The organism is Streptomyces dangxiongensis (assembly GCF_003675325.1).
GTDB lineage: Bacteria > Actinomycetota > Actinomycetes > Streptomycetales > Streptomycetaceae > Streptomyces > Streptomyces dangxiongensis.
This window is the reverse complement of the sequence record NZ_CP033073.1, coordinates 5893601-5911506: the sequence shown is the minus strand read 5'-3', so window position 1 is coordinate 5911506 and position 17906 is coordinate 5893601. Positions and strand designations below refer to the sequence as shown.

The 17906-nt window shown below is 70.2% G+C and carries 13 protein-coding genes and 1 tRNA gene; 11 read left to right on the top strand and 3 right to left on the bottom strand.

Annotated features, from left to right (window positions below):
• Nucleotides 1-334 precede the first annotated feature (334 nt).
• Nucleotides 335-3061: a DNA polymerase I gene (gene polA / locus D9753_RS26670; RefSeq protein WP_121789304.1), complete on the bottom strand. Its 2727-nt coding sequence runs from the start codon at nucleotides 3059-3061 to the stop codon at nucleotides 335-337.
• Nucleotides 3062-3279: 218 nt separating this feature from the next.
• Between polA and D9753_RS26665 the strand changes: the two genes are divergently transcribed.
• The 9 genes from D9753_RS26665 (at nucleotide 3280) to D9753_RS26625 (ending at nucleotide 13429) form a co-directional block, all read left to right on the top strand.
• Nucleotides 3280-5592 carry an FdhF/YdeP family oxidoreductase gene (locus D9753_RS26665; protein WP_121789303.1) on the top strand — a complete coding sequence of 771 codons (2313 nt, stop codon included), beginning with the start codon at nucleotides 3280-3282 and terminating at the stop codon, nucleotides 5590-5592.
• Nucleotides 5593-5638: 46 nt separating this feature from the next.
• The gene (locus D9753_RS26660; RefSeq protein WP_121789302.1) at nucleotides 5639-6130 is read left to right on the top strand and encodes a PaaI family thioesterase; all 492 of its coding nucleotides are present in this window, start codon (nucleotides 5639-5641) and stop codon (nucleotides 6128-6130) included.
• 147 nt (nucleotides 6131-6277) lie between these two features.
• Nucleotides 6278-6766, top strand: a complete 489-nt coding sequence (locus tag D9753_RS26655) for a hypothetical protein (RefSeq protein WP_121789301.1) — start codon at nucleotides 6278-6280, stop codon at nucleotides 6764-6766.
• Nucleotides 6763-7398, top strand: a complete 636-nt coding sequence (locus D9753_RS38210) for a Tat pathway signal sequence domain protein (RefSeq protein ID WP_121789300.1) — start codon at nucleotides 6763-6765, stop codon at nucleotides 7396-7398. The genes D9753_RS26655 and D9753_RS38210 overlap by 4 nt, the downstream gene beginning before the upstream one ends.
• A 289-nt stretch (nucleotides 7399-7687) precedes the next feature.
• Nucleotides 7688-8926: a branched-chain amino acid ABC transporter substrate-binding protein gene (locus D9753_RS26645; RefSeq protein ID WP_163010799.1), complete on the top strand. Its 1239-nt coding sequence runs from the start codon at nucleotides 7688-7690 to the stop codon at nucleotides 8924-8926.
• A 112-nt stretch (nucleotides 8927-9038) separates the two neighbouring features.
• Nucleotides 9039-9968, top strand: a complete 930-nt coding sequence (locus D9753_RS26640) for a branched-chain amino acid ABC transporter permease (RefSeq protein ID WP_121789298.1) — start codon at nucleotides 9039-9041, stop codon at nucleotides 9966-9968.
• Nucleotides 9969-9973: 5 nt separating this feature from the next.
• Nucleotides 9974-11800: a branched-chain amino acid ABC transporter permease gene (locus D9753_RS26635; RefSeq protein ID WP_121789297.1), complete on the top strand. Its 1827-nt coding sequence runs from the start codon at nucleotides 9974-9976 to the stop codon at nucleotides 11798-11800.
• Nucleotides 11801-11804: 4 nt separating this feature from the next.
• Entirely contained in the window at nucleotides 11805-12716 is a 912-nt protein-coding gene (locus D9753_RS26630; RefSeq protein ID WP_121789296.1) for an ABC transporter ATP-binding protein, read from the top strand.
• Nucleotides 12713-13429, top strand: coding sequence for an ABC transporter ATP-binding protein (locus tag D9753_RS26625; protein WP_121789295.1), 717 nt, complete (start codon nucleotides 12713-12715; stop codon nucleotides 13427-13429). Before D9753_RS26630 ends, D9753_RS26625 begins: the two co-directional genes overlap by 4 nt.
• 85 nt (nucleotides 13430-13514) lie before the next feature.
• Here the strand turns inward: D9753_RS26625 and D9753_RS26620 are convergent, their stop codons facing one another.
• Nucleotides 13515-14171 (bottom strand): ANTAR domain-containing response regulator, encoded by a 657-nt coding sequence (locus tag D9753_RS26620; protein WP_121789294.1) that lies wholly within the window; start codon nucleotides 14169-14171, stop codon nucleotides 13515-13517.
• A 100-nt stretch (nucleotides 14172-14271) separates the two neighbouring features.
• Here D9753_RS26620 and D9753_RS26615 point away from each other — a divergent pair.
• A tRNA-Leu gene (locus tag D9753_RS26615) sits at nucleotides 14272-14346 on the top strand.
• Between the two features lie 89 nt (nucleotides 14347-14435).
• Here the strand turns inward: D9753_RS26615 and pyk are convergent.
• A complete protein-coding gene (gene pyk / locus D9753_RS26610) occupies nucleotides 14436-15872 on the bottom strand; it encodes a pyruvate kinase (protein WP_121789293.1) in 1437 nt (478 codons plus the stop codon).
• Between the two features lie 216 nt (nucleotides 15873-16088).
• On the opposite strand from pyk, the gene D9753_RS26605 reads away from it, so the two are divergent.
• Nucleotides 16089-17894 carry a bifunctional metallophosphatase/5'-nucleotidase gene (locus tag D9753_RS26605; RefSeq protein ID WP_121789292.1) on the top strand — a complete coding sequence of 602 codons (1806 nt, stop codon included), beginning with the start codon at nucleotides 16089-16091 and terminating at the stop codon, nucleotides 17892-17894.
• Nucleotides 17895-17906: the final 12 nt, after the last annotated feature.

Sequence of the window (17906 nt, the reverse complement as noted above, 5' to 3'; positions counted from 1 at the left end):
CGGGGGACGCGAGTGGCGCGGTGCGCGGTGGGCTCGGCGCCGCCGGGATGCGCCGCGGTGGTACCTCGTCGTCGCGGCGGAGAAACACCTCCTGGCACCGGGTGGGGCCAGGCGGCGCGATATCGCATGCGGTGAGGGCGGAGCCGACGCAAGCCGGCTGCGTGGTGGACCGCCGATCGGTGGGAGGGGCGTGTGAGGGGGGCGCCCCCGACCCGCCGGTGTGGTGCGTCGCCGGTCGGTGGGAGGGGCCTGCGAGGGGGGCGGGTGGCCCCGGCCGGGGAGGGGGCGTCGTGGCCGGGCGGCCGTGACGCCCCCTCCGGGCCGGGGGCGTGGGCTAGTGGGCTGCCGATTCCCAGTCCGGGCCCACACCCACGGAGACGTCCAGCGGCGCTCTCAGGTGGACGGCGTTCGCCATCTCGCGGCGGACGATCTCCTCCGCGGCCGCCCGTTCGCCGGGGGCGATCTCCAGCACGATCTCGTCGTGGACCTGGAGGAGCATGCGGGAGGTGAGACCGGCTTCCCGCAGGGCGTTGTCCACCTTGAGCATGGCGAACTTGACGATGTCCGCCGCGGTGCCCTGGATGGGCGCGTTGAGGGCCATGCGCTCGGCCGCCTCGCGGCGCTGGCGGTTGTCGCTGTTGAGGTCGGGGAGGTAGCGGCGGCGTCCGAAGAGGGTGGCCGTGTAGCCCGTCGCCCGGGCCTCGTCGACCGCCCGGCGCAGATAGTCCCGGACCCCGCCGAAGCGCTCGAAGTAGGCGTCCATCAGGGCCCGGGCCTCGGCCGCCTCGATGTTGAGCTGCTGGGACAGGCCGAACGCCGACAGGCCGTAGGCCAGGCCGTACGACATGGCCTTGATCTTGCGCCGCATCTCCGCGTCGACCGCGTCCCGCTCGACGCCGAACACCTGGGAGGCGGCCGTGGTGTGCAGGTCCTCACCGGAGGTGAACGCCTCGATGAGGCCCGCGTCCTCGGAGAGGTGGGCCATCACCCGCAGCTCGATCTGGCTGTAGTCAGCGGTCATCAGGGACTCGAAGCCCGCGCCGACCACGAAGCCCCGGCGGATCGCCCGGCCCTCGTCGGTGCGGACCGGGATGTTCTGGAGGTTCGGGTCCGTGGAGGAGAGCCGGCCGGTCGCGGCCACCGTCTGGTTGAAGGTGGTGTGGATGCGGCCGTCGCTCGCGGTGGTCTTGATCAGGCCCTCGACGGTGACGCGGAGCTTGGCCTGCTCCCGGTGCCGGAGCATGATCACCGGCAGTTCGTTGTCGGTCTGGTTGGCGAGCCAGGCCAGGGCGTCGGCGTCGGTGGTGTAGCCGGTCTTGGTCTTCTTCGTCCTCGGCAGGGCCAGCTCGCCGAAGAGGACCTCCTGGAGCTGCTTGGGCGAGCCCAGGTTGAACTCGTGGCCGGCCGCCGCGTGCGCCTCCTTCACGGCCTGCTGCACCGCGCCGGCGAACATCTGCTCCATCGCCTCGAGGTGCGCACGGTCCGCCGCGATGCCGTGCCGCTCCATGCGGGCGAGCAGCGCGGACGTGGGCAGCTCCATGTCGCGGAGCAGGTCCGCGGCGCCCACCTCCGCCAGGCGGCCCTCGAAGGCCTCGCCCAGGTCGAGGACCGCGCGGGCCTTGATCATCAGGGCCTCGGCCTCGGCCCCGTCGTCCGCGCCGAAGGCAAGCTGGCCGTCGGCCGCGGCGGCGGGGGCCAGCTCTCGGTGGAGGTACTCCATGGACAGCGCGTCCAGGTCGAAGGAGCGGCGGCCCGGCTTGACCAGGTACGCGGCGAGCGCGGTGTCCATGTGGACGCCCTCGACGGTCCAGCCGTGCTCGGCGAGGACGCGCATCGCGCCCTTGACGTTGTGGAACACCTTGGGGCGGCCGGCGTCGGCCAGCCAGGCCGCGAACGCGTTCTCGTCGGCCTCGTCCAGCTCGGACGGGTCGAACCAGACCGCCGCTCCCCCGGCCGCGGCGAGGGCGACCTCGGCGACCGAGCCGGCGCCCAGCGCCCAGGTGTCGACGGTGGCGACGCCCAGGGTGCCGGTGCCGTGCTCGGCGAGCCAGGGGGCCAGCTCGCCGGTGTGAAGGACGCTGCCGTCGATCTCGACGCCGTCGGCGGCGACCGGGGTGGCCTCGGCCTCCTCCGTGCCGGGGTCGACGGCGAAGAGGCGCTCGCGCAGCGAGGGGTTGCGGATCTCCAGGGTGTCCAGGACCATCGCGACGGCCTTGCGGTCGTACGGGGCACGCTCCAGCTCGGTGACCGCCCTGGGCAGCTCGACCTGGCGCTCCAGCTCGGTGAGGACGCGGTTGAGCTTGACCGACTCCAGATGGTCGCGAAGGTTCTGGCCGGCCTTGCCCTTGACCTCGTCGGCCCGCTCGACCAGCTCCGCGAACGAGCCGAACTGGTTGATCCACTTGGCGGCCGTCTTCTCGCCGACGCCGGGGATGCCGGGGAGGTTGTCGGACGGGTCGCCGCGCAGGGCGGCGAAGTCGGGGTACTGGGCGGGCGTCAAGCCGTACTTCTCGAGAACCTTCTCCGGGGTGAACCGGGTCAGCTCCGAGACGCCCTTGGTGGGGTAGAGCACCGTCGTGTGCTCGGTGACCAACTGGAAGGAGTCGCGGTCGCCGGTGACGATGAGCACGTCGAAGCCCTCGGCCTCGGCCTGGGTGGCGAGGGTGGCGATGATGTCGTCCGCCTCGAAGCCCTCGACGGCGAAGCGCTGCGCGTGCATCGCGTCGAGCAGCTCGCCGATCAGCTCCACCTGCCCCTTGAACTCGTCCGGGGTCTTGGAGCGGTTCGCCTTGTACTCGATGAACCGCTCGGAGCGCCAGGTCCTGCGCGAGACGTCGAAGGCCACGGCGAAGTGCGTGGGCGCCTCGTCACGCAGGGTGTTCGCCAGCATCGACGCGAAGCCGTAGATCGCGTTCGTCGGCTGGCCGGTCGCGGTCGTGAAGTTCTCCGCGGGCAGCGCGAAGAACGCGCGGTAGGCCAGCGAGTGCCCGTCCATGAGCATCAGGCGGGGACGCGTGCCGCCGGGGATCTTGTCGGTCTGCTTCGATGCTGTTTCTGCCACGTCCCCGATCCTGCCACGCCGCACTGACAGTCCCGACCGGGCGCCTCGGCCGGGTGGGCGCCGCCACGGTGACCGGGGGCCGGCACGGTGACCGGAAGCCGGTGGCGGGCGGTGAGGGCGCGGGGTCCGTCTGCCGTCGGCCCGCCCGGCGGCGTTGTCAGTGGGCCGTGGGAGGATCGTCCGCGTACTTGTCACGCGCAGTCGAAGGGGAGCGTGCGATGGCGACGAAGCCGCCCAAGGGTGATCCGGTTCAGGACGCGCCGCAGGTCGGGGAGCCGAAGCACGCCGCGGCGGGGCTGCCGGCCATCGGACACACGCTGCGGATCGCGCAGCAGCAGATGGGGGTGCGGCGCACCGCGCTGACGCTGCTGCGGGTGAACCAGAAGGACGGCTTCGACTGCCCGGGCTGCGCCTGGCCGGAGCCGGAGCACCGGCACGCGGCGGAGTTCTGCGAGAACGGCGCGAAAGCGGTGGCCGAGGAGGCCACCCTGCGCCGGGTCACGCCCGAGTTCTTCGCCGCGCACCCGGTCGCGGACCTCGCCGGCCGCAGCGGCTACTGGCTGGGCCAGCAGGGCCGGCTCACGCACCCCGTGTATCTCCCCGAAGGCGGCACGCACTACGAGCCGGTCGGCTGGGACCGGGCCTTCGACATCATCGCCGAGGAGATCGCCGCCCTCGGCTCTCCGGACGAGGCCGTCTTCTACACGTCGGGCCGCACCAGCAACGAGGCCGCGTTCCTGTACCAGCTCTTCGCGCGCGAGCTGGGCACGAACAATCTGCCGGACTGCTCGAACATGTGCCACGAGTCGTCGGGTTCCGCACTCAACGAGACCATCGGCATCGGCAAGGGCAGCGTCCTGCTGGAGGATCTGCACCAGGCCGACCTGATCATCGTCGCGGGCCAGAACCCGGGCACGAACCATCCGCGCATGCTGTCCGCGCTGGAGAAGGCCAAGGCGAACGGCGCGCGGGTCATCAGCGTCAATCCGCTGCCCGAGGCGGGTCTGGAGCGGTTCAGGAACCCGCAGACCCCGCAGGGCCTCCTCAAGGGCGCCGCGCTCACCGACCTGTTCCTCCAGATCCGCATCGGCGGCGACCAGGCGCTCTTCCGGCTCCTCAACAAGCTGGTCCTGGAGACGGACGGCGCGGTCGACGAGGAGTTCGTGCGCGAACACACCCACGGGTTCGAGGGGTTCGCCGAGGCCGCGCGTGCCGCCGACTGGGACGAGACGCTGGCGGCGACCGGCCTGACGCGCGCGGAGATCGAGCAGGCGCTGTGCATGGTCCTCGCCTCGCGGCGGACCATCGTGTGCTGGGCCATGGGCCTCACCCAGCACAAGCACTCCGTCCCGACCATCCGCGAAGTGGTCAACTTCCTGCTGCTGCGCGGCAACATCGGCCGCCCGGGCGCGGGTGTGTGCCCGGTGCGCGGGCACAGCAACGTCCAGGGCGACCGCACCATGGGCATCTTCGAGCGGCCCGCCCCGGCCTTCCTGGACGCCCTGGAGAAGGAGTTCGGGTTCGCGCCGCCGCGCGAGCACGGTCTCGACGTCGTACGGGCCATCCGCGCGCTGCGCGACGGGGAGGCGAAGGTCTTCTTCGCCATGGGCGGCAACTTCGTCTCCGCCTCGCCCGACACCGAGGTCACCGAGGCCGCGATGCGGCGGGCGCGGCTGACCGTGCACGTCTCCACGAAGCTGAACCGCTCGCACGTGGTCACCGGCGCGCGGGCGCTGATCCTGCCCACCCTGGGCCGCACCGAGCGTGATGTGCGTCAGAGCGGTGAGCAGTTCGTGACGGTCGAGGACTCGATGGGCATGGTGCACGCCTCGCGCGGGCGGCTGAAGCCCGCGAGTCCGCATCTGCGGTCCGAGCCGGCCATCGTCTGCGGCCTGGCGCGCCGGGTGCTCGGCGCGCGCAGCGTCGTGCCGTGGGAGGAGTTCGAGAAGGACTACGCGGTGATCCGGGACCGCATCGCGCGCGTGATCCCCGGCTTCGAGGACTTCAACGCGCGCGTGGCCCGGCCCGGCGGCTTCGCGCTGCCGCACGCCCCGCGCGACGAGCGGCGCTTCCCGACCGCCACGGGCCGGGCGAACTTCACGGCGGCGCCGGTGGAGTACCCCGCGCTGCCCGAGGGCCGGCTGCTGTTGCAGACGCTGCGCTCGCACGACCAGTACAACACCACGATCTACGGGCTGGACGACCGGTACCGCGGCATCACGGGCGGGCGCCGGGTGGTGCTCGTGCATCCCGAGGACGCGCGGGCGCTCGGGGTCGCCGAGGGGGCGTACGTCGACCTGGTGAGCGAGTGGCGGGACGGGGTGGAGCGGCGGGCGCCCGGTTTCCGGGTGGTGCTCTATCCGACGGCACGCGGGTGCGCGGCGGCGTACTACCCCGAGACGAACGTGCTGGTGCCGCTGGACGCCACCGCCGACACCAGCAACACCCCGGCCAGCAAGTCCGTCGTCGTACGCCTCGAAGGCCACACCGGGGACGCGGGGAGCCGTCTGGAACAATCGGCGACCGACTGAGCGTTTGCTCAGCAGAAGTCAGGTGGACGACGAACGGAGCCGGCCGATGGGTGAACAGCAGCGAGTGAAGTTCCCGCAGGAGGTCCTCGACGAGTACGCGGCGCTCGGGGTCGACCTGCCGGCCCTGTTCTCGGCCGGTCATCTCGGCACGCGCATGGGTGTGCAGATCCTGGAGGCCTCGGCGGACCGGGTCGTCGGGACGATGCCGGTGGAGGGCAACACCCAGCCCTACGGCCTGCTGCACGGCGGGGCCTCGGCGGTGCTGGCGGAGACCCTGGGCTCGGTCGGCTCGATGCTGCACGGCGGCAGCTCGAAGGTCGCGGTCGGTGTGGACCTGAACTGCACGCACCACCGGGGGGTCCGCTCGGGCCTGGTGACGGGTGTGGCCACGCCGGTGCACCGCGGCCGGTCGACGGCGACGTACGAGATCGTGATCAGCGACGAGGAGGACCGGCGGGTCTGCACCGCCCGGCTGACCTGTCTGCTGCGGGACGTCGGGCAGAGCGAGGGGACGCCCGCGCGGCCCGCCCAGAGCTGAGCCCGGCCCGCCGCACCGTCCGTCGGAGCGTCGTTCCGGCACCGCACCGCCCGCCCGGCGTCACCCCCGCGCCGCACTGTCCGCCGGGAGCCGATCCCGGCCCCCCGGAGCGTTGCCCCCCGCCGTCCCTCCCCTTAGCTTCGGCACATGGGACGGCGAGGAGGCCCCCGGCGGGGGGTGGGGTTCCTGGTGTACGGGCTGCTGGCGGTGCCGCTGTCGCTCTCCGCGACGGGCTGTGGCGGACCCGACGGCTTGGCGCACCCACCCCCGGGCCGCCCCGACGGCTCCGCGCACCCACCCCCCGGCGCAGCCGTCAGCCCCGGCGGCACCACGCCCGTACCCGCTCCCGCACCCGCGTCCACGTCACCCTCCGCGGCCTCCGACACCGACCTGTGCGCCAGGATCGTCGCGTACTGGTCGCGCAGGGCGCTCGGTGACGACACCTACGGCGACTACCAGTCGATGGGCCTGTCCCACGGTCAGTACCAGATCCTGAGGGACGTCGTGGACGCGGCCCGCATCACCCTGCGGCGCCAAGGAGCGGAAGCCGCCGATGAGTTGATTGACCGTCAGACGCGTCGGGCGTGCACCGAGCGCTATCGCCACGGGCCCCCGAGCGAAGGCCCCTGGACATGAGCGGCGTCGGCCCGCCGGAGCCAGGTGAGGGCACGCGCGCGCGGGACACCCGGCAGCCGCGGGGCCCGCGTCCGGCCGGCCGGACGCGCGCGGCCGTGGCCGCCCGGTACGCGCGCCACCGGCGCACCACCCTGGCGCTGGCCACCGCGACCGCCCTCCTCGGGGCCGGCGGCGTCCTCTACGTCACCCGGCCGCAGCAGCCACCACCGCGCCCGGCACGGCCGCGTCCCGAAGTGCCTTACCCCGCCCAGGTGGTGGACATGACCTACCTGGCGGACCGGCCCCCTCCGGCGGACGCCCCGCCGCACAGTTTCAGCTTCGCGGTCCTGCTGAGCGTGGCCTCGGGGCCGCCGGTCACCGTGACGCGCGTGACCCAGCCGTACGCGGGGCTGTCCCTGACGACGGAACCACCCGCTCCGTGGCCGACCGGCGCGGGTTCGGCGCGCGAGATCACCGTGACCATGCGCGTGACGAAATGCGGAGAAGTCCCCTGGGACGCGGGACTTCCATTCCTGGACGTAACTCTGCGTAATACACGCGTAATACAGGTACAGAGCTTCATCCTCGGCGACCGTTACGCACGGCACCTCTCCCACGCTGTGGAAGTAGCCTGCGGCAACAGAGTTCGGTAATCAGCAAAACGACCGAGACGCCTGGATGGATCATGGCACGTCCTGCGGGTTCTCAGAATGCGGACAGCGCGAATCCACCTTAATTCGTCTGTTCCCCCCACGTCGTACCGCTCTGCATTACGCCGTGTCATAACAAGAGCGTCACAGCCTTGGCCAGACACTCCTCCACGTTCCCCACACACGCCTAGAGTCACGGCCAGTCACCGCGCCATCGGAATCTCACTTCAGCGCGGCGCGCGACTCGGCCGTTTCCATGGGGAGACGGTTGTGCCTGGGGAAAGGACTGATCGTGCGTCAAGGTTCGCTTATCGCCATCACCGCCGCGCTGGCGGCGGGAGCGCTCACCCTCACCGCCTGCGGCTCGCGCGACAGCGGCGACAAGGGCTCGGACTCCGGCAAGGGTGACGGCGGCAGCACCGTCGTCATCGGCGTCGACGCCCCGCTGACCGGCGACCTGTCCGCCATGGGCCTGGGTATCAAGAACTCGGCGGACCTCGCCGCCAAGAACGCCAACAAGCAGAACCTCGTCAAGGGCGTCACCTTCAAGGTCGAGGCCCTCGACGACCAGGCGCAGCCGTCGGCCGGCCAGCAGAACGCCTCCAAGTTCGTGTCGGAGCAGAACGTTCTCGGTGTCGTCGGACCGCTGAACTCCTCGGTCGCGGAGTCGATGCAGAAGGTCTTCGACGACGCCAAACTGGTCCAGGTCTCCCCGGCCAACACCGGCCCCGCCCTGAGCCAGGGCACGGACTGGCAGACCAAGAAGGTCCGCCCGTACAAGGCGTACTTCCGCACCGCGACCACGGACGCCATCCAGGGCCCGTTCGCCGCCCAGTACGTCTTCAACACCGCCAAGAAGAAGAAGGTCTTCGTCATCGACGACAAGAAGACCTACGGCGCGGGCCTGGCCGCCACCTTCACCGACGAGTTCAAGAAGCTCGGCGGCAAGGTGGTCGGCACCGAGCACATCAACCCCGACGCCAAGGACTTCTCCGCGGTCGCCACCAAGGTGAAGAACTCCGGGGCCCAGGTCGTCTACTACGGCGGTGAGTACCCGCAGGCCGGCCCGCTGAGCAAGCAGATCAAGGCTGCCGGTGCCAAGATCCCGCTCGTCGGCGGCGACGGCATCAAGGACGACACCTTCATGAAGCTGGCGGGCGCCGAGAGCACGGGCGACCTCGCCACCTCCGTCGGCGCGCCGGTCGAGGACCTGCCCTCGGCCAAGCAGTTCGTCAACGACTACAAGTCCGCCGGCTACAAGGAGGAGTACTCGGCGTACGGCGGTTACGCCTACGACTCCGCCTGGGCCGTCATCGAGGCCGTGAAGAAGGTCGTCGACGCCAATGGCGGCAAGCTTCCCTCCGACGCCCGCGCGAAGGTCACCGCGGCCATGCAGGACGTGTCCTTCGACGGCGTGACCGGCAAGGTCTCCTTCGACGAGTTCGGAGACGCCACCAACAAGCAGCTCACCGTCTACGCCGTGAAGAACGGTGCCTGGACGCCGGTCAAGTCCGGTACCTACACGGGCTGACCCCCGCCCGCACCACCTGAAGAGCCGCGCGGGGCGCTGTTCCACTGGCGCCCCGCGCGGACTCGCATCCGGCCACATCCGTCGAACTTTCCGAACGCTCGGAGGACATGCGGTGCACGAACTGCCGCAGCAGCTGGTCAACGGCCTGCTACTAGGATCCATGTACGGGCTGGTCGCCATCGGCTACACAATGGTCTACGGCATTGTCCAGCTCATCAACTTCGCCCACGGCGAGATCTTCATGACGGGAGCGTTCGGCGCTCTCACCGTGTGGCTCTGGCTTCCCGGCGGCACCACCATGTGGATCGCGCTGCCACTCATGATCATCGGTGCCGTCATCGTCGCCGTCGCCATCGCGGTCGGGGCGGAACGATTCGCCTACCGTCCCCTCCGCAACGCCCCACGGCTCGCCCCGCTCATCACCGCCATCGGCCTCTCCCTCGCGCTCCAGCAGGCGGTGTGGGCCTGGTACCCGGAGGCGAAGTCCGCGCGCACCTTCCCGCAGATCGAGGGCGGCCCCTTCGAGATCGGCAGCGTCACCATCCAGACCGGTGACATCTTCCTGGTCGTCGCGGCCCCCCTCAGCATGGCCGTCCTCGCCTACTTCGTGATGAAGACGCGCACCGGCCGCGGCATGCAGGCCACCGCGCAGGACCCGGACACCGCCAAGCTGATGGGCGTCAACACCGACCGCATCATCGTGATCGCGTTCGCCCTGGGCGCCGCGTTCGCCGCGGTCGGAGCCGTCGCCTACGGCCTGAAGTACGGCGAGATCAACTTCCGGATGGGCTTCATCCTCGGCCTGAAGGCGTTCACCGCGGCCGTCCTCGGCGGCATCGGCAACATCTACGGAGCCATGATCGGCGGCGTGGTCCTCGGCGTGGCCGAGACCCTGGCCACCGCCTACATCGCCGACATCCCGGGCATGGACAAGTTCGGCAGCCAGTCCTGGGCCGACGTCTGGGCCTTCGTACTCCTCATCCTCGTACTGCTGTTCAGGCCACAGGGCCTGCTCGGCGAGCGCGTCGCGGACAGGGCGTGAGACCGATGACCACACAGACCACCGCACCCGACACCCCCGGCGCCGCCGGGACCCCCGCCCCGTCCGGTCTGCTGCCCCTGCCGGAGAAGGCCGGCCGCGCCCTCGCCCTCGGCGGCAGCGTGCTGACGGCCGTCTCCACCTTCCTCGCCTGGACGTGGACCCAGGACTTCCCCGGCGACCTCACCGTCTACGGCTACCCGGGCGGCCTCCAGGTCCTCGTCCTCATCGGCGCGCTCCTCGCCACCCTGTTCGCCCTGGCGGCCTACGGCGTCCGGGGCCTGGCCCGGCTGACGCCCGCCGGGCCCGGCGCGGCCCTGCGGTTCGCCACCCTGGCCGCCTTCGCCACCAGCTGGTACACGGTCCTCGCGATCGGCACCGAACTCGGCGGTCTCGTCAACCTGGAGCCCGGCGGCTTCCTCGTCGCCGTCGCCAGCCTCGCCGCCTTCGCCGGCTCCCTGGCCCTGCCGTTCCAGCGGCCCGAGCCGGAACCGGCCGACCCCGACGACAGCGGCTGGGAGAAGTTCAAGCACGGTCTCGCCCACCAGTGGGAGACGGTCAAGGCGGTCTTCACCGCCGGTCCCGCGCGGCCCGTGGGCCCGCTGCCGTCGTACGTCGAGATTCTGATCATCGTCGCGGTCCTCGGGCTCGGTCTGACCGTCTTCACCTACGGCATCGGCACCGAGTACGACGAACTGTTCGTCGGCTTCCTGATCACCGCGGGCCTGGGCTTCGCCGCGCTCAACAAGGCGGGGCTGATCTCGCAGGCCTCGCAGATCACCTCCCGGCACCAGAACATCACCACCTGCGGCGCGTTCGTCGCGGCGGCGCTGTTCCCCTTCACCCAGACGAACGACCAGTACGCGACCCTCGGCGTCTACATCCTGATCTTCGCCACCGTCGCCCTCGGCCTGAACATCGTCGTCGGCCTCGCCGGCCTCCTCGACCTCGGCTACGTCGCCTTCCTCGGCGTCGGCGCCTACGCGGCCGCCCTGGTCTCCGGCTCCCCCAGCTCGCCCTTCCACGTGCACTTCCCGTTCTGGGCGGCCGTCCTCGTCGGCGCCGCCGCCTCACTCGTCTTCGGCGTGCTGATCGGCGCCCCGACGCTGCGGCTGCGTGGCGACTACCTCGCCATCGTCACCCTCGGCTTCGGTGAGATCTTCCGGATCACCGCGAACAACCTCGACGGCACCTCCGGGCCCGACCTCACCAACGGCTCGAACGGCATCTCGTCGATCCCGAACCTCGACGTCCTCGGCTTCGACTTCGGCACCCAGCACGACATGGGCGGCTTCACCATCGGCCGGTTCGCCAACTACTTCTTCCTGATGCTGATCATCACCGCGGTCGTGGTGCTGGTCTTCCGGCGCAGCGGCGACTCCCGCATCGGACGCGCCTGGGTGGCCATCCGCGAGGACGAGACCGCCGCGCTCGCCATGGGCATCAACGGCTTCCGGGTCAAGCTGATCGCCTTCGCCGTCGGCGCCTCGCTCGCCGGTCTCGCGGGCACCGTCCAGGCCCACGTCACCTACACGGTGACGCCCGAGCAGTACCTGTTCGCCGGTCCCATCCCGCCCAACTCCGCGTTCCTGCTCGCCGCGGTCGTCCTCGGCGGCATGGGCACCATCAGCGGTCCGCTGATCGGCGCGGCCCTGCTCTTCCTGATCCCGAACAAGCTCCAGTTCCTCGGGAACTACCAGCTCTTCGCCTTCGGCCTCGCGCTGGTCCTGCTCATGCGGTTCCGTCCCGAGGGCCTCATCCCCAACCGCCGCCGCCAGCTCGAGTTCCACGAAGAGGCGGAAGCACCCACCCTCCTGACGAAGGCGGGGGCCTGACACCATGACCACCGACACCACCACCAAGGACACCGCCTCCGGCGCCACCCGGCCCGGCGAGACCGTCCTCGACGCCCGCGGCGTGACCATGCGCTTCGGCGGACTGACCGCCGTGCGCGGCGTCGACCTCACCGTCAACGCCGGCGAGATCGTCGGCCTGATCGGCCCCAACGGCGCCGGCAAGACGACCTTCTTCAACTGCCTGACCGGTCTGTACGTCCCCACCGAGGGCGAGGTCCGTTACAAGGGCGCCGTCCTGCCGCCCAAGTCCTTCAAGGTCACCGCGGCCGGCATCGCGCGGACGTTCCAGAACATCCGGCTGTTCGCCAACATGACGGTCCTGGAGAACGTGCTCGTCGGCCGGCACACCCGCACCAAGGAGGGCTTCTGGTCGGCCGTGCTGCGCGGCCCCGGCTTCCACCGCGCCGAGAAGGCCTCCCGGGAACGGGCCCTGGAACTGCTGCGGTTCGTGGGCCTGGACCACAAGGCCGAGCACCTCGCCCGCAACCTGCCCTACGGCGAGCAGCGCAAGCTGGAGATCGCCCGCGCCCTGGCCAGCGAGCCCGGCCTGCTGCTCCTCGACGAGCCGACGGCCGGCATGAACCCGCAGGAGACCCGGGTCACCGAAGAACTGGTCTTCGCCATCCGGGACATGGGCATCGCCGTCCTCGTCATCGAGCACGACATGCGGTTCATCTTCAACCTGTGCGACCGCGTGGCCGTCCTCGTGCAGGGCGAGAAGCTGATCGAGGGTGACAGCGCGACCGTCCAGGGCGACGAGCGCGTGATCGCGGCCTATCTCGGCGAGCCCTTCGAGGACGCGCCCGGCGCCGAGGAGGTGGCCGAGGTGGAGGCCGCCGAGGCGCACGCCGGGACCACGACGGACGCCGCGCCCGGCAAGGAGGACGACCGATGACCGCACTGCTGGAAGTCGAGGACCTGAGGGTCGCCTACGGCAAGATCGAGGCCGTCAAGGGCATCTCCTTCAAGGTCGAGGCCGGTCAGGTGGTCACCCTCATCGGTACCAACGGCGCCGGTAAGACCACCACCCTGCGCACGCTGTCCGGGCTGCTGAAGCCGGTCGGCGGACAGATCAGGTTCAACGGCAGGTCGCTGAAGAAGGTCCCGGCCCACGAGGTGGTCTCACTGGGCCTCGCCCACTCCCCCGAGGGGCGGCACATCTTCCCGCGCATGAGCATCGAGGACAATCTGCGCCTCGGCGCGTTCCTGCGCAACGACAAGCCGGGCATCGAGAAGGACATCCAGCGCGCCTACGACCTGTTCCCCATCCTCGGGGAGCGCCGCAAGCAGGCCGCGGGCACCCTGTCGGGCGGTGAGCAGCAGATGCTGGCGATGGGCAGGGCGCTGATGTCCCAGCCGAAGCTGCTGATGCTGGACGAGCCGTCGATGGGCCTGTCGCCGATCATGATGCAGAAGATCATGGCGACGATCGCCGAGCTGAAGGCCCAGGGCACGACGATCCTGCTGGTCGAGCAGAACGCCCAGGCGGCGCTGTCGCTCGCCGACCAGGGTCATGTCATGGAGGTCGGCAGCATAGCCCTGTCCGGCACGGGCCAGGACCTGCTGCACGACGAGTCGGTGCGCAAGGCCTATCTCGGCGAGGACTGAGTCCTCCGGCCGGTCGCACAGTGCCCCGCGTCCCTTCCGGGCGCGGGGCACTCGTCGGTCCTGGGCGGATGTCGGGCGGCGGGCGTCAGTCGTTCTTGGCGGACTTCTTCTCCTCGCTGTCCGCGATGACCGCTTCGGCGACCTGCTGCATCGACATGCGGCGGTCCATGGAGGTCTTCTGGATCCAGCGGAAGGCGGCCGGCTCGGTCAGGCCGTACTCCGTCTGCAGGACGGACTTCGCGCGGTCGACCAGCTTGCGGGTCTCCAGCCGCTGGGAAAGGTCGGCGACCTCCTGCTCGAGCTGCTTCAGCTCGGTGAACCGGGAGACGGCCATCTCGATCGCCGGGACGACGTCGCTCTTGCTGAACGGCTTCACCAGGTACGCCATGGCACCCGCGTCGCGGGCGCGCTCGACGAGGTCGCGCTGCGAGAACGCGGTGAGCATCAGGACCGGCGCGATCGACTCCTCGGCGATCTTTTCGGCCGCGGAGATGCCGTCCAGTTTGGGCATCTTCACATCGAGGATGACCAGGTCCGGCTTGTGCTCGCGAGCCAGCTCGACGGCCTGCTCACCGTCCCCGGCCTCGCCGACGACGGTGTACCCCTCTTCCTCGAGCATCTCTTTCAGGTCGAGCCGGATCAGGGCCTCGTCCTCGGCGATGACGACGCGGGTCGTCAGCGGAGGTACGTGCGACTTGTCGTCGTCGGGCACGTCTACGGGCTGGGGCGACTCGGCGGTCACGGGGGCTCCTCGTTCGGGGCAGGGGCGCTGCTGACAAGAGCCTACCTAGCTACGGTATGGTGGACGCGCGGAGGGTCGGGGGGAACCTTCGATCCTGCGAGCCCCGGTAGCCCAATTGGCAGCAGGCAACGGATTCAAAACCCGTACAGTGTCGGTTCGAGTCCGACCCGGGGCACTTTTCCTTGGTTTCCAAGGTCAGCATTCGGTTTCCAAGGTCAGCATGAAAGAGGGCCCCTCGGGTGAGGGGCCCCTTGTCGCGCGTCCCTACTTCGGGCTGTCGTCCTCGCCGATGTGATGGACCCGGACCAGATTGGTCGAGCCGGAGACACCGGGCGGGGAACCCGCGGTGATCACCACGACGTCGCCCTTCCGGCAGCGGCCGTACTTCAGCAACAGCTCGTCCACCTGTTCGACCATGGCGTCCGTGGACTCGACGTGCGGGCCGAGAAAGGTCTCGGCGCCCCAGGTGAGGCTGAGCTGGGAACGGGTGGCCGGCTCGGGGGTGAAGGCGAGCAGCGGGATCGGCGAGCGGTAGCGGGAGAGCCGGCGGGCGGTGTCCCCCGACTGGGTGAACGCCACCAGGAACCTCGCGCCGAGGAAATCACCCATCTCGGCGGCGGCCCGGGCGACCGCGCCACCCTGGGTGCGCGGCTTGTTCTGCTCGGTCAGCGGCGGCAGGCCCTTGGCCAGCATGTCCTCCTCGGCCGCCTCGACGATCCGCGCCATGGTGCGCACGGTCTCGACCGGGTACTTGCCGACGCTGGTCTCGCCGGAGAGCATGACCGCGTCCGTGCCGTCCAGCACCGCGTTGGCCACGTCGGAGGCCTCGGCGCGGGTCGGCCGCGAATTCTCGATCATCGAGTCGAGCATCTGGGTGGCGACGATCACCGGCTTGGCGTTACGCCTGGCCAGCTTGACCGCGCGTTTCTGCACGATCGGCACCTCCTCCAGCGGCATCTCCACGCCCAGGTCGCCGCGCGCGACCATCAGCGCGTCGAAGGCGGCCACGATGCCGTCGAGGTTCTCCACGGCCTGCGGCTTCTCGATCTTGGCGATCAGGGGCAGGCGGCGGCCCTCCTCCTCCATGATCCGGTGGACGTCCTCGGCGTCCCGGCCGCTGCGGACGAAGGAGAGGGCGACCAGGTCGAAGCCGGTGCGCAGCGCCCAGCGCAGATCGTCCTCGTCCTTCCGGGACAGGGCGGGGACGGAGACGGCGACGCCGGGGAGGTTCAGCCCCTTGTGGTCGGAGACGACGCCGCCCTCGACCACCCGCGTGTGCACGCAGGGGCCGTCGACGGCGGTGACCTCCAGGCAGACCTTGCCGTCGTCGACGAGGATGCGCTCACCGGGGGTGACGTCGGCGGCGAGGCCGGCGTAGGTGGTGCCGCACCGGTGGCGGTCGCCCTCGACGCCGTCCTCCACGGTGACGGTGAAGGTGTCGCCGCGTTCAAGCAGTACCGGTCCTTCGGCGAAGCGGCCGAGCCGGATCTTCGGGCCCTGAAGGTCGGCGAGGATTCCGACGCTGCGGCCGGTCTCGTCGGCCGCCTTCCGCACCCGCTGGTAACGCTCCTCGTGCTCGGCGTGGGTGCCGTGGCTGAGGTTGAACCGGGCGACGTCCATTCCGGCCTCGACCAGTGCCTTGATCTGGTCGTACGAGTCGGTGGCGGGCCCCAGAGTACAAACGATCTTTGCTCGGCGCATACGTCGAGCCTAGGCCTTACCCGCGGGTAGAGAATTGGCCCCGCGTGACTACTCAACAGACTTTCGGCAAAGGGATATTGACAACTGTTGAATTGAGTGCCGGGGTGCTCCGATGAGCGATGGTCATCAGATCGCAACCTGCCGGACCTGTTGACACAGGTCATGCTCAGGTCAGAATCTACGCGCGTCGTCGACCATGCGCCAAGGAGACCGAGAATGCCGCTGAACCGCCGGAAGTTCCTGAAGAAGTCCGCCGCCACCGGAGCGGGAGTGGCGGTCGCCGGCGCGGCGGCGGCTCCGGCGGCCCGGGCGGCGGACGGCAAGAAGCCCCAGCATCCCGCCAAGCGGTACTCCCTGACCGTCATGGGCACCACCGACCTGCACGGCCACGTCTTCAACTGGGACTACTTCAAGGACGCGGAGTACGCCGACAAGGCCGGCAACGCCATGGGGCTCGCCCGGATCTCCACCCTGGTGGAGCAGGTGCGCGCGGAGAGGGGCCACTGCAACACCCTGCTGCTGGACGCCGGTGACACCATCCAGGGCACCCCGCTGACCTACTACTACGCCAAGGTGGAGCCGATCACCGCCAAGGGCGGCCCGGTGCACCCGATGGCGCAGGCCATGAACGCGATCGGGTACGACGCGGCGGCCCTCGGCAACCACGAGTTCAACTACGGCATCGAGACGCTGCGCAAGTTCGAGGACCAACTGGACTTCCCGCTGCTCGGCGCCAACGCCGTGGACGCGAAGACGCTGCGGCCCGCGTTCCCGCCGTACTTCATGAAGACGTTCCACGTGCGGGGCGCCAAGCCGGTCAAGGTTGCCGTCCTCGGCCTGACCAACCCGGGCATCGCGATCTGGGACAAGGCGTACGTGCAGGGCAAGCTGGCGTTCCCGGGCCTGGTGGAGCAGGCCGCCAAATGGGTGCCGAAGCTGAGGTCGATGGGCGCGGACGTGGTCGTCGTCTCGGCGCACTCGGGTACGTCGGGCACGTCGTCGTACGGCGACCAGGTGCCCTACGTGGAGAACGCGGCGGCCGACGTGGCCCGGCAGGTGCCCGGCATCGACGCGATCCTGGTCGGCCACGCCCACCTGGAGATCCCGGAGCTGAAGGTCGTCAACGAGAAGACCGGCAGGACCGTCGTCCTCTCCGAGCCGCTGTGCTACGCCGAGCGGCTCACCCTCTTCGACATCGAGCTGGTGTTCGGCAAGGGCCGCTGGGAGGTCGAGTCGGTCTCCGCCTCGCTGCGTGACTCCAGCTCCGTCGCCGACGACCCGAAGATCACCAAGCTGCTCACGGACGAGCACAAGAAGGTCGTCGCATACGTCAACCAGGTCGTGGGCCGGGCGACCGGGACCCTGACCACGGTCGAGGCCCGCTACAGGGACGCCCCCATCATCGACCTGATCACCAAGGTCCAGGAGGACGTGGTCAAGGCGGCGCTCGCGGGCACCCCTTACGCCTCGCTGCCGGTGATCGCCCAGGCCTCGCCGTTCTCCCGGACCTCCGAGATCCCGGCCGGCGACGTCACCATCCGGGGCCTGTCGAGCCTGTACGTGTACGACAACACACTGGTGGCCAAGCTGCTGACGGGGGCCCAGGTGCGCGCCTACCTGGAGTACTCCGCCGAGTACTACGTCCAGACGGCCGCCGACGCCACGGTCGACGTCGAGAAGCTGACCAACGCCGGTGGCCGCCCGGACTACAACTACGACTACGTCTCCGGTCTGTCGTACGACATCGACATCGCCCAGCCGGCCGGGTCGCGGATCAGGAACCTGACGTTCCAGGGGGCCGCGCTGGACGACGCCCAGCAGTTCGTGCTCGCGGTGAACAACTACCGCGCCAACGGCGGCGGCGCCTTCCCGTACGTCGCCACCGCCAAGGAACTGTGGTCGGAGTCCACGGAGATCCGCACCCGGATCGCCGAGTGGGTCACCGCGAAGGGCGTCCTGGACCCGAAGGACTTCGCGTCGGTGGACTGGAAGCTGGTCCGCAACGGCACGCCGGTGTTCTGAACGACGTGAACG

Coding starts and splice junctions, on each gene's coding strand:
- D9753_RS26665 (WP_121789303.1), top strand. CDS start 3,280: ATGGCGACGAAGCCGCCCAAGGGTGATCCGGTTCAGGACGCGCCGCAG.
- D9753_RS26660 (WP_121789302.1), top strand. CDS start 5,639: ATGGGTGAACAGCAGCGAGTGAAGTTCCCGCAGGAGGTCCTCGACGAG.
- D9753_RS26655 (WP_121789301.1), top strand. CDS start 6,278: ATGGGACGGCGAGGAGGCCCCCGGCGGGGGGTGGGGTTCCTGGTGTAC.
- D9753_RS38210 (WP_121789300.1), top strand. CDS start 6,763: ATGAGCGGCGTCGGCCCGCCGGAGCCAGGTGAGGGCACGCGCGCGCGG.
- D9753_RS26635 (WP_121789297.1), top strand. CDS start 9,974: ATGACCACACAGACCACCGCACCCGACACCCCCGGCGCCGCCGGGACC.
- D9753_RS26630 (WP_121789296.1), top strand. CDS start 11,805: ATGACCACCGACACCACCACCAAGGACACCGCCTCCGGCGCCACCCGG.
- D9753_RS26625 (WP_121789295.1), top strand. CDS start 12,713: ATGACCGCACTGCTGGAAGTCGAGGACCTGAGGGTCGCCTACGGCAAG.
- pyk (WP_121789293.1), bottom strand. CDS start 15,872: ATGCGCCGAGCAAAGATCGTTTGTACTCTGGGGCCCGCCACCGACTCG.
- D9753_RS26605 (WP_121789292.1), top strand. CDS start 16,089: ATGCCGCTGAACCGCCGGAAGTTCCTGAAGAAGTCCGCCGCCACCGGA.